The organism is Undibacterium sp. Ji83W (assembly GCF_049340385.1).
In the GTDB taxonomy this organism is placed as follows: Bacteria; Pseudomonadota; Gammaproteobacteria; order Burkholderiales; family Burkholderiaceae_D; genus Undibacterium.
In genome coordinates, this window is the sequence record NZ_JBMPOZ010000002.1 from 471,534 (window position 1) to 482,801 (window position 11,268).

At 48.7% G+C, this 11,268-nt stretch carries 12 protein-coding genes; 7 read left to right on the top strand and 5 right to left on the bottom strand.

Going from position 1 to position 11,268, the window contains the following annotated elements; all coding sequences use genetic code 11:
- Positions 1 to 37: 37 nt before the first annotated feature.
- Positions 38 to 2,032: an acetate--CoA ligase gene (acs, locus tag ACO0LD_RS06245; protein WP_423004823.1), complete on the bottom strand. Its 1,995-nt coding sequence runs from the start codon at positions 2,030 to 2,032 to the stop codon at positions 38 to 40.
- 359 nt (positions 2,033 to 2,391) lie between these two features.
- Here acs and ACO0LD_RS06250 point away from each other — a divergent pair, with 359 nt between their 5' ends.
- The 7 genes from ACO0LD_RS06250 to ACO0LD_RS06280 all read left to right on the top strand — a co-directional run bounded on the left by ACO0LD_RS06250 (position 2,392) and on the right by ACO0LD_RS06280 (position 8,468).
- On the top strand, positions 2,392 to 2,991 hold the full coding sequence (locus tag ACO0LD_RS06250) for a TIGR00645 family protein (protein WP_423004825.1): 600 nt from the start codon (positions 2,392 to 2,394) through the stop codon (positions 2,989 to 2,991).
- A gap of 60 nt (positions 2,992 to 3,051) precedes the next feature.
- Entirely contained in the window at positions 3,052 to 4,575 is a 1,524-nt protein-coding gene (locus tag ACO0LD_RS06255) for a fumarate hydratase (protein ID WP_423004827.1), read from the top strand.
- Positions 4,576 to 4,630: 55 nt separating this feature from the next.
- Positions 4,631 to 5,476 (top strand): glutamate racemase, encoded by an 846-nt coding sequence (gene murI, locus ACO0LD_RS06260; RefSeq protein ID WP_423004829.1) that lies wholly within the window; start codon positions 4,631 to 4,633, stop codon positions 5,474 to 5,476.
- Between the two features lie 154 nt (positions 5,477 to 5,630).
- A complete protein-coding gene (locus ACO0LD_RS06265; RefSeq protein ID WP_423004831.1) occupies positions 5,631 to 6,290 on the top strand; it encodes a MarR family winged helix-turn-helix transcriptional regulator in 660 nt (219 codons plus the stop codon).
- Positions 6,291 to 6,493: 203 nt separating this feature from the next.
- Positions 6,494 to 7,264 (top strand): hypothetical protein, encoded by a 771-nt coding sequence (locus ACO0LD_RS06270; protein ID WP_423004833.1) that lies wholly within the window; start codon positions 6,494 to 6,496, stop codon positions 7,262 to 7,264.
- 31 nt (positions 7,265 to 7,295) lie between these two features.
- Positions 7,296 to 7,847, top strand: coding sequence for a carboxymuconolactone decarboxylase family protein (locus tag ACO0LD_RS06275; RefSeq protein WP_423004835.1), 552 nt, complete (start codon positions 7,296 to 7,298; stop codon positions 7,845 to 7,847).
- A 63-nt stretch (positions 7,848 to 7,910) separates the two neighbouring features.
- On the top strand, positions 7,911 to 8,468 hold the full coding sequence (locus ACO0LD_RS06280) for a redoxin domain-containing protein (protein ID WP_423004837.1): 558 nt from the start codon (positions 7,911 to 7,913) through the stop codon (positions 8,466 to 8,468).
- Between the two features lie 31 nt (positions 8,469 to 8,499).
- On the opposite strand, the gene ACO0LD_RS06285 is transcribed toward ACO0LD_RS06280, so the two are convergent.
- The 4 genes from ACO0LD_RS06285 to ACO0LD_RS06300 all read right to left on the bottom strand — a co-directional run bounded on the left by ACO0LD_RS06285 (position 8,500) and on the right by ACO0LD_RS06300 (position 11,232).
- Positions 8,500 to 8,847 carry a hypothetical protein gene (locus tag ACO0LD_RS06285; protein ID WP_423004839.1) on the bottom strand — a complete coding sequence of 116 codons (348 nt, stop codon included), beginning with the start codon at positions 8,845 to 8,847 and terminating at the stop codon, positions 8,500 to 8,502.
- A gap of 15 nt (positions 8,848 to 8,862) precedes the next feature.
- Positions 8,863 to 9,378: a hypothetical protein gene (locus ACO0LD_RS06290; RefSeq protein WP_423004841.1), complete on the bottom strand. Its 516-nt coding sequence runs from the start codon at positions 9,376 to 9,378 to the stop codon at positions 8,863 to 8,865.
- A gap of 124 nt (positions 9,379 to 9,502) precedes the next feature.
- Entirely contained in the window at positions 9,503 to 9,979 is a 477-nt protein-coding gene (locus tag ACO0LD_RS06295) for a hypothetical protein (protein WP_423004843.1), read from the bottom strand.
- Between the two features lie 59 nt (positions 9,980 to 10,038).
- Complete coding sequence (locus ACO0LD_RS06300; protein ID WP_423004845.1) at positions 10,039 to 11,232, bottom strand: aromatic amino acid transaminase; 1,194 nt, start codon at positions 11,230 to 11,232, stop codon at positions 10,039 to 10,041.
- Positions 11,233 to 11,268 lie beyond the last annotated feature (36 nt).

Consider the following 11,268-nt stretch of genomic DNA (forward strand, 5'->3'; position numbering starts at 1 on the left):
CGCCATTTTTTTATTACTCATCAACTAATGCATTTGCTTATTGCGCCTGCTTCAGTTGCTCCAGAATAGCTGGATTTTCCAGTGTAGAAATATCCTGGGTAATTTCTTCACCCTTGGCCAATACACGCAGCAAACGGCGCATGATCTTGCCTGAGCGTGTCTTGGGCAGATTGTCACCAAAGCGGATCTCTTTTGGTTTGGCGATGGGGCCAATTTCTTTCGCTACCCAATTGCGCAATTCAGTCGCAATTTGCTTGGCTTCATCACCAGTTGGACGTGCACGCTTCAATACAACAAAGGCACAAATCGCTTCGCCTGTGGTGTCATCAGGTTTACCCACCACAGCAGCCTCAGCCACCAATGGATTGGCAACCAGGGCAGATTCAATTTCCATGGTACCCATGCGGTGACCAGATACATTCAACACGTCATCAATACGGCCAGTGATGGTGAAATAACCGGTATCTTTATTACGTATCGCGCCATCGCCCGCCAGGTAAACTTTGCCGCCGAACTCTTCAGGGAAATAACTTTTCTTGAAGCGCTCAGGATCACCCCAGATTGTGCGTATCATCGATGGCCATGGACGTTTCACCACCAGAATGCCGCCCTGCCCATTTGGTAAATCGTGACCTGTCTCATCAACGATGGCCGACATAATGCCTGGCAAAGGCAAGGTACAAGAACCCGGCACCATAGGAGTTGCGCCTGGCAAAGGCGACATCATGTGGCCACCGGTTTCTGTCTGCCAGAAGGTGTCGACTACCGGGCAATTGCCACGGCCTATATTATTGTAGTACCACATCCAGGCCTCAGGATTGATAGGCTCACCAACAGAACCCAGCAAGCGCAAGGATGATAAATCGAATTTATCTGGATGGATATTGGCATCCCCATCAGCAGCCTTGATCAGGGAACGGATGGCGGTCGGTGCGGTATAGAAAATGGTGGCCTTGTGTTTTTCTATCATGCTCCAGAAACGTCCGGCATTCGGGAAGGTAGGAATACCTTCAAACACAATCTCAGTCGCACCGGCTGCCAGCGGGCCGTAAGTAATATAGGTATGGCCCGTCACCCAGCCTATGTCGGCAGTACACCAGAATACATCAGCCGGTTTGATATCAAAGGTCCATTTCATGGTCAAAATAGCCCACAACAAATAACCACCCGATGAATGTTGTACGCCTTTTGGTTTGCCGGTGGAGCCGGATGTATAGAGTATAAAGAGTGGATGTTCTGCACTGACCCATTCAGGTTCGCACACTGCAGACTGCGTGGCGACCAATTCGTGCATCCATACATCACGCCCGGCTGCGACATTAATATTGCCGCCCGTGCGTTTATAGATGACGACGCTTTTCACTTTTTCGCAATCACCGAGAGCCAGTGCTTCATCGACGATGGCTTTCAAGGGCAAATGCTTGCCGCCACGGACTTGTTCATCGGCTGTGATAACGGCAACCGCGCCCACATCCACGATACGCTCTTGCAAGGACTTGGCGGAGAAGCCACCAAAGACAACAGAATGTGTTGCGCCTATGCGTGCGCAAGCCTGCATGGCAACCACGCCCTCCACTGACATGGGCATGTAAATAACTACGCGATCCCCCTTTTTGATACCCAAAGACTTCAAGCCATTGGCAAACTGGCAGACTTTTGCGTGCAAGTCTTTGTAGGTCACCTTGGTGACTTCACCACCATCCGCCTCAAAGATCACCGCCACTTTATCGCCATTGCCGTTTTGCAAATTCACGTCCAGACAGTTATAGGATACGTTCAGCAAACCATCTTCAAACCATTTGTACATGGGCGCTGTCGACTCATCCAGCACTGTGCTGAAGTCTTTGTGCCAATGCAGGTTTTCGCGTGCCAGACGCGCCCAGAAACCTTCGTAATCTTGCTCAGCTTCTTTGCATAGTGCGTTATAGGCATCCATACTTGGAATAGCAGCATTGGCAACAAATGCTGCCGGTGGATAAAAGACACGGGATTCTGTTTTAGCTTCAGTTTGCGCAGTGTTGAGGTCAGACATTTGTTATCTCCAGCTTGTTATCGTTAGATTGAAATCTTCACTTCTGTAAATCCGGGCAAAATACTTAAGCGCTTTGCCACTATCCTTACAGCCCCGCCTCAGGCTGGCATTACATCAGATTGTGGCAGTAATTTTGACAGTTAAACACAGCGCAAACCTTAAACTTGGAGACTTACTCAAGCCTTACGGTTGTATTTTTGAAAAATGATACCACAAAGATACCATTACATCTCCACTACATACCTGACATAAGTCTAGCTATGGATCTGACGATATCAGCTACGCTACACGAGCAGGCTCTGCCCATGTAAAATATGGCTTCGCACTAAAAAATGCTCCTTTCACCAACGATCGACAACATGACCAGACCAGTAACCTCAGCAAAACTATCCCCCCTTGCCAGCCTGATTTTTTTTAGCCGTTGGTTGCAACTACCACTTTATCTCGGATTGATACTTGCGCAATGTGTTTATGTATTTCACTTCTGGGTAGAGCTGGTTGATTTGATTGGTGCAGCAATGGGCAACGAAGCTGCCCTGAAACATATCATTGATGCAGTTTCCACTGGTGGCGTCAGGCCGACAAAACTGACTGAAACCACCATCATGCTGGTTGTGCTGGGCCTGATAGACGTAGTCATGATTTCGAATCTGCTCATCATGGTCATCATAGGTGGCTATGAAACCTTTGTCTCACGCCTGGGATTGGACGGTCACCCGGATCAACCTGAATGGCTGTCACACGTCAATGCCTCTGTACTCAAGGTAAAACTTGCCATGGCAATCATCGGCATTTCATCAATACATTTGCTCAAGACCTTCATCAACGCAGGTAACTACGAACCACCCGTCATCATCGCGCAGACTTGCATTCATATCGTCTTTTTGATGTCGGCTCTTGCCATTGCCTATTGCGATCAAATCATGACCAAAACTGCGCAGTCAGGCAACGATCATTAATTTCAACAGACCATTTATCTTTTTACCACTTAGTTTTATTACCTAGCCAAGAGCCAAATCATGACAGTAATCAAGCAAGACGATCTGATCGAGTCAGTAGCCGCCGCGCTGCAATACATCAGTTATTATCATCCAGCCGACTATATCGCCCATCTGGCGCGCGCTTATGAAGCCGAGCAAAGTCCGGCAGCAAAAGATGCGATTGCACAAATCCTGACCAACTCGCGCATGTGCGCAGAAGGCCGCCGCCCGATTTGCCAGGACACGGGTATCGTCAATGTATTCCTGAAAATCGGCATGAGCGTGCGCTTTGAAGGTTTCAGTGGTTCTATCATTGATGCAGTCAATGAAGGTGTGCGTCGCGGTTATAACGACCCCGACAATAAACTGCGCGCCTCTATCGTTGCTGACCCACACTTTGAACGCAAAAACACCAAGGACAACACACCTGCTGTGGTGCACATGGAGCTGGTTCCTGGCGACACAGTAGATGTCAAAGTCGCAGCCAAAGGTGGCGGTTCCGAGAACAAAACCAAGTTCGTCATGTTAAATCCGTCTGATTCCCTGATTGACTGGGTCATGAAAACCGTACCCACCATGGGTGCAGGCTGGTGTCCACCAGGCATGCTGGGCATAGGCATAGGCGGTACGGCAGAAAAAGCCATGCTGATGGCGAAAGAATCCTTGATGGATGACATCGACATGTATGAACTCAAGCAACGTGGTCCACAAAACAAGACTGAAGAATTGCGTATAGAACTGTGCGACAAGATCAATGCACTGGGCATAGGCGCACAAGGCCTGGGTGGCTTGACGACAGTACTCGACGTCAAGATCAATATGTACCCTACCCATGCTGCATCCAAGCCTGTTGCCATGATCCCTAATTGTGCGGCAACACGTCATGCGCATTTTGTGCTCGATGGTTCTGGCCCCAGCTATATAGAACCACCAAAACTGTCTGACTGGCCAGACGTAAGCTGGGCACCTGATACGGAAAAATCCAAACGCGTAGACCTGAACACCCTGACCAAGGAAGAAGTCGCTTCCTGGAAGCCAGGTCAGACTTTGCTCTTGAACGGCAAGATGCTGACTGGCCGCGATGCAGCCCACAAGCGCATACAAGACATGCTGGCCAAAGGCGAGCAATTGCCAGTCGATTTCACCAACCGCGTGATTTACTACGTAGGCCCGGTCGATCCTGTGCGTGATGAAGCAGTTGGTCCAGCTGGCCCGACTACCGCTACCCGCATGGATAAATTTACCGACATGATGCTGGAAAAAACCGGTCTGATCTCCATGATAGGCAAGGCAGAACGCGGCCCGGTCGCCATTGAATCCATACGCAAACACCAGTCTGCATACTTGATGGCTGTTGGCGGTGCGGCTTACCTGGTTTCCAAGGCCATCAAATCAGCGACGGTAGTTGGTTTTGCTGACTTGGGCATGGAAGCGATCTATGAATTTGATGTCGTCGATATGCCAGTCACGGTTGCGGTTGATTCCAGCGGCACATCCGTGCACAACACTGGCCCTAAAGAATGGCAGGCAAAGATAGGTATCATTCCGTTCAGTGCATCCTGATCGCATTCTGATTATTGTTGAATATCACTGACTGAAACAGAAATAAATACCCCTTATGGCATCAGAGGAATTTGCACGCTCTTCTCCGATTGGGGTATTTGACTCTGGCCTTGGTGGCCTGTCGGTATTGCAGCACATACGCCAGACCCTGCCACATGAAGCATTGCTGTATGTGGCAGATTCAGGTTTTGCACCTTATGGTGACAAGACCAGCGCAGAGATTCTGGAGCGCAGCATCGCCGTCACAGATTTTTTACTGAGCAAAAAAATCAAGGTTCTGGTAGTTGCCTGCAATACTGCCACAGCCGCCGCCATCAAGCATCTGCGACTGCATTATCCAGACCTCATCATTGTTGGCATGGAACCTGGATTGAAACCAGCAAGCCTGCTCAGCAAGAAAAAAAAGGTAGGCGTACTGGCCACCCTCTCCACAATACAAAGCGAAAAGTATCAACGCTTGAGTACACAATTAAGTGAAGACACTGGCGTGGAATTTATTCCCCAAGCCTGCATAGGCCTGGTCGATCAAATAGAAAAAGCCGAAGCAAATGCAGATCAAACCCGGCTTTTGCTGAAAAAATATCTAAACCCTTTGCTTGACGCACAAATCGATACACTAGTGCTGGGTTGCACCCATTATCCTTTTGTAGCTGGCCTCATACAGGAGCTCACGTCTGCGCATATTCCTGACGGCGAACCCATCAAACTCATTGATACCGGAAAAGCTGTTGCATCTCAAATACAACGTTTGTTAGCGGAACGCGATCTGACAACTAGCAATAGCGATACTCCCCACATTAATGCTTACACCAATGGCAATCCAGAAAAACTGAAACACGCCTGCACCCAGTGGATTAACATACCAGAAGACAAATTAAATGTTTTCACCTTCAACGCCTGATTTAAACGTCAGACTTATGCGTCAGATTCATGCGCTTATAACGGCACTGGCAAAACCCACTTTATAGAAACAGGCAAATCCATCATAAATCGAAGCGTAAATAATTTAATTAGGACTCCTTTACATATTCATTTTATTGCGCCATAATGCGTACATGAAAAAGCCAGCCAAACATCCATGGGACGAAACGCCAGCAACCAGTGAACGCATACTGGATGCGATTGCCAGAATTGCCGGCGTATTGCGCTCGGGCACCTGGCAATTCGCCACATCTGAAGGTTTGAACCCTACCCAAGTCGATATCATAGACATGCTGGCCGCACGCAAAGATGCTGTCAGGCTCTCATGGATAGCCGAGCAATTGGGCGTCAGCACCGCCAGTGCCAGCGACTCTGTGAGTTCATTGACTGCCAAAGGTCTGGTAGAAAAAACCCGCGCTCCCGACGATGGCCGTGCTATCGCCCTTAGACTTACTGCCGATGGTCATGCGCTGGTCAAAAAAATAGCTGGTGCAACCGGTTTTGCAAGCGAAGCCATCGAGCAATTGTCACCTGCAGCACAAGAGCAAACTTTTACCAGCCTGTTGAACCTGATAGGTAAATTGCAGCAAGCCGAGCATTTCCCGGATATACGCGCCTGTGTCACCTGTGCGCACTTCATGCCGAACAGGCACGACGATGTGCTGGCGCCCCACCATTGCGCCCTGGTGGATGCTCCTTTGCGCAGAGAGCAATTGCGCCTGGACTGCCCTGAACATCAACAAACGGCTAGCAACATCATTCGCAGTAACTGGAAGAAAATAGAAATGAAATAAAAATGGATAAGTAAGAATGGAATAGCTGAAAATGAGTTAGCCAAGGCAGATCGCCTATTTTTTTTACTCATTTGATTAGGACTCCTATTTATAATATTTGATGCTGTGGTTCTTGCATTGGATGTGAGCAGTACACGCATCAGAAATTAGCCTGGCAATGCGTGACAAAAACAGAACCGTCACATGACATTTGAAAGATAAACATGGAACACAGATACAAAAAACTTTGCCTCAGTCTTGGTTTTGGCCTCAGCCTGACCATGGCTGGAGCAACGCAATGGGCAGCAGCGCATGATCACGCACATCAGGGTGGCATACAAACTGAAGCCAGTAGCAAGATCAAACCTGACTTTGATATTTTCCATACCAAGATCACGACTGAAGGTAATGTGGCAATTTTTCATATTGCCGTCTCCGGCAAGGCTGGTAAGACCAGGCCTGCCAAATCAGGCAAGCTGGCAGGCAGTTCAGTTTTCTCCTATGTATGGCCTACTACGATAGATCCATCAGCCGTTGGTTTCGAGCCTAAAAGTGGCATCCTAGCTTTTGCTGTTACCTCTCATCCGGACTTCGACGACACTCCGCTGTTTGATGAAAACGGCGATGGCAATCCCAACAATGATGGCAATGTCTGGCACTCACACTGGGTAGTCTTGCAGCCCGATCAGGCTTGCGGCAAAGATGCGCTGAAAGTCGTTGATATTCCCGAGGGTAGCAAACCCCGCCTGCCCAAAACCTGGCCGGGCTTGCCAATACTCATAGACAGCCCGGGCTGGAGTCCCACCTTCAAAGGCAAGACGCTGGAAGTACGTGTGCCTTTTGATGATATAGCCAGCATTCAATCTGCCGGTTTCGATGGCGTCACGGCTGCCCTGCGCGTCAATGCCAGTGTCCATGCGCCACTGCTTTGCGTCACCAATGTTTTCAAAGTCGCCTCAGGCAATCTCAGCCTGCCAGGTAAATTCGACCAGTAAGTCAACACCTACACAAAAAAAAGGAATCACCATGTCCCACGTTCAACTCATCAATCTCAAAGAAACTTCCGGTACTCGTCATGCCATTTTGAATGACATCAATACTGCCTTTGGTGCTACGCCAAATATGTTCCGTGCTGCCGCCAACTCTACTGCAGCCCTCAACAGCATGTGGTCTGCGTTTGCTGCTTTGGGCAACGGCGTTATTCCAGCAAAACTGGGAGAGCAAATTGCGGTTGCCATAGCAAATCAGAATCAATGCGAATACTGCCTTGCAGCGCATACAGTTCTGGGACAAAAAGCAGGTGCCAGTAGTGCAGAAATGGCTGCAGCTCAGTCAGGTAATTCGCATGACGTGAAAACTGACGCCGTATTGAAATTTGTCTTGAAGGTAGTCAGCCAGCGGGCGCAAATCAGCAAAGATGATGTGGAAATATTGCGATCACATGATTATGACGATGAACATATAGTCGAAATCATGGCGCACGTCGCTCTCAATTTGTATACCAACTACATCAATGTGGCGCTGGATGTGCCTGTGGATTTCCCAAAAATTAAACTGAATTCAATTAACAAAAATTAATCAGGCTTTTTCTGAGTGCGGACATCTCCGCACTCAATTCAGATGAAAATTGGGGGAATGAAAATGTCTTTAATCAATAGCATCGCACCTGAGCTTATCACTTCAGACTGGCTCAATACTGATACGGCTATCAGCCTGCAATCTTTACGCGGCAAAGTCGTATTTCTGCATAGTTTTCAAATGCTATGCCCGTCCTGTGTCACGCATGGATTACCACAGGCAAGCGCGGTAAGAAATGCATTTCCGCAACAAGAACTTGCGGTGATAGGATTGCACACAGTGTTTGAACATCATCAAGTAATGGGAAAAGCAGCATTGCTGGCCTTTATCCATGAATACCGCCTAAGCTTCCCAATCGCCATCGACATGCCGAATCCAGTCAGTGGAATACCTTTAAGCATGCAGAAATATGGCTTGCGTGGCACACCCAGCATCCTGCTCATAGACCGACAAGGACGTATCAGATTTCATCACTTTGGCCATATTGATGACCTCAAACTAGGCAGCATGCTGGGTCAGTTGGTGGCAGAGACAGATGCTACAGAAGAGCTTGTTAACGCGGATGAAGGCAAACCCAAGCTGACCACGGGATGCAATGAAGATTCGTGCAGTTTGACTTAGAAAAATCGGCGTCGGAATGTGCTAAGAAGCTTCAAGAATTCATGACCGGTACAGGCAATACCAGATTGGTTGCCTTGGAAATTGCGGACCAGAGTACACCAACGACTGCATTCCAAACTTTTTCTATGGTGACCATCAGCAAACCCCTTAAGGTTTTGGCGAAACTCAAGGCCATATCTTCCAGACCATCCAGGAAAAACTGTTGGGTTTCAGGAGTAATTTGTTTGGTCAGTATGCCGGTACTGACTAGTCCGGCCTGTTGTGCAATGGCCTTTAATTGTTGCTGCGTAAATCCGCGCAAGGTTGTTACATCGGCCTGCAAAACGCTGGTAGCAGCTGCCTGCATGTCAGTAACAAGTTGATCAAGATCAAGTGCCATATCCATTCCCCAGAGTTAACGCTGCAAGAAATTTTCGTAAGTAATTGCCTGATCGAGATAGATCACGGCTTGCCCCTTGAAGGCCTGCGCTTCATAAGCAGTCACGCCTTGCAGACGATCAACATCACGCATTTTACTCAGGGTTTCCGATACTTTTTTGATGGCATAAGCGCTAGGCGGCGTGCTGTCATCACCAGACATTGCAGGGCTGCCACGCTTATCAAGCAATTGATTAATGGTATCGGTCACCTTGTTTTTTGGCATGGGCCTGGCACCGGCCTGCAAACTCAGTGCGTCCAGCCGTCCAATCAGTGAATTGTAATTATCGACGCGGGAGGGGAAGCTGTTTTTATCGCTGCCGTTAGACACGCTGGCGAGCAAAATCATGGTGTCAGTATTGACGGCGGCCAAGCCATCAACCACTGTTTTGTCATAAGCGGGTGCAAGTTGGGTTGCGCACCCTGAGAGCGCAATACAAAGCCCCAGCAGGTATACACGCATCCACCACAATAATTGCACTGCTGGCTTCATGACTACTCCACATGGAATGAAAATGACAGAGATGCCATATTAACATTGGGAGTTGAATTTATCATCGCAAGAATTATCTTTTTTGATATTTTTTTTGATGATTTTTTATTTCAAGATAGAAAGATCAGGGCTTGAAAGAGTTGGCGATGAGCCTGGTTGCCTCATCATATTTTTCTTTGTTACTGACAGCGTAATTCCATTGGAAGAAAGTGCACCAATTGCCGGTCGTCAGTAATTTATCGTAATAAATCTGCTTGCCCTTGGTGCCAGAGACAACGGCAAAACCTTTTCCTTTGGCGCGATAAGAAATGACCCTGCCTTCTTTTACTTTTTCTGTTTCAGCTTTTTTAAGGAATTCTGACGGAGTAGTGTCCCATTCCTCTATGCAGGCCCTTGCATAAACGCGCAATTCAGCTTCGCCATCCTTGGACAGAAATACCTGTCCATCACCATTCGCAGCTTCGCCTTGCGGGACAAGGTAATCCGGATAATCTATCGAAAAACCATATCGACCATTCACATAGGTTTTATAAACCAGCTCAGCAGAAGAAGCATTTGCGGTCAAAAACACCAGCAAAGATAACAGGTAACTATTTTTCATATAAAGCCACAACGATGAAAGTCCCTGCCCGCAAGGTATGCTGGCAGGGACAATGACAATCAGCCTAAAACAGCCGCGATTGCATTCGCAGTCGCTTCAACATTGCCAGTATTTAAACCGGCAATACACATACGACCAGAACGTACCAGATAGACACCGAACTCTTCTTTCAGGCGATCACACTGCTCAGCCGTCAAGCCTGTGTAGCTGAACATGCCGCGTTGCGTGAGGAAGTAACTGAAGTCACGGCCTGGCAATTTCGCACTCAGTACATCGTGCAATTTACGGCGCATGAGCTGGATACGGTCACGCATGGCGACGACTTCTGCTTCCCACATAGGGCGCAGTTCAGGATCGCTCAGTACGCGGGCCACCAACTGTCCACCGTGCAGAGGTGGGTTGGAGTAGTTGCGGCGGATCGTTGCCTTCATCTGGCCCAGCACATTCACTGCCTGTGCCGCATCCGGGCAAACTACACTCAGGGCACCGCAACGTTCGCCGTACAGGCTCATGCTCTTGGAGAAGGAGTTGGCAACGAAGAAGCTCAACCCTTGGTCAGCCAGCAAGCGTACTGCGTAAGCATCTTCCACGATACCGTCGCCATAGCCCTGGTAAGCCAAATCAAGGAAAGCGATCAGTTCACGCTCTTTCAGTACCGGCACCAGTTGCTGCCACTGCTCTTGCGTCAGGTCTACACCTGTAGGATTGTGGCAGCAAGCGTGCAGCAGGACTATGCTTTTCTTTTCCGCGACCTTCAGTGCTTCTATCATGGCATCAAAACGCAAGCCACCAGTTGCTGCATCGTAGTAAGGATAGGTTTTGACAGTCAGTCCACAACCCTCAAATACTGCCTTGTGGTTATCCCAGGTAGGGTCGCTGACCAGCATGGTCGATGTTGGGAAATAACGTTTGATGAAATCTCCGCCCACCTTCAGGCCACCGCTGGAACCCACAGCCTGTATGGTCACGACACGGCCAGCTTTGACTGCTGCACTGTCTGCGCCAAACAAAAGTTCCTGCACTGCTGTGCGGAAATTTGCCGCGCCTTCCATAGGCAAATAAGGACGGGCACCAGCATCAGCCACGACCTTGTGTTCTGCTGCGCGTACAGATGGCAGCATGGGAATCTTGCCAGCATCGTCAAAATAAATACCGATAGACAAATTGATCTTGTTGGTGCGAGGGTCTTTACCAAAGGCCTCGTTCAAGGACAAGATAGGATCGCCAGGATAGGCTTCGACGTGCTGAAACATGATAGAACTCCAGATGGTTGGACATAGAATCAAGGC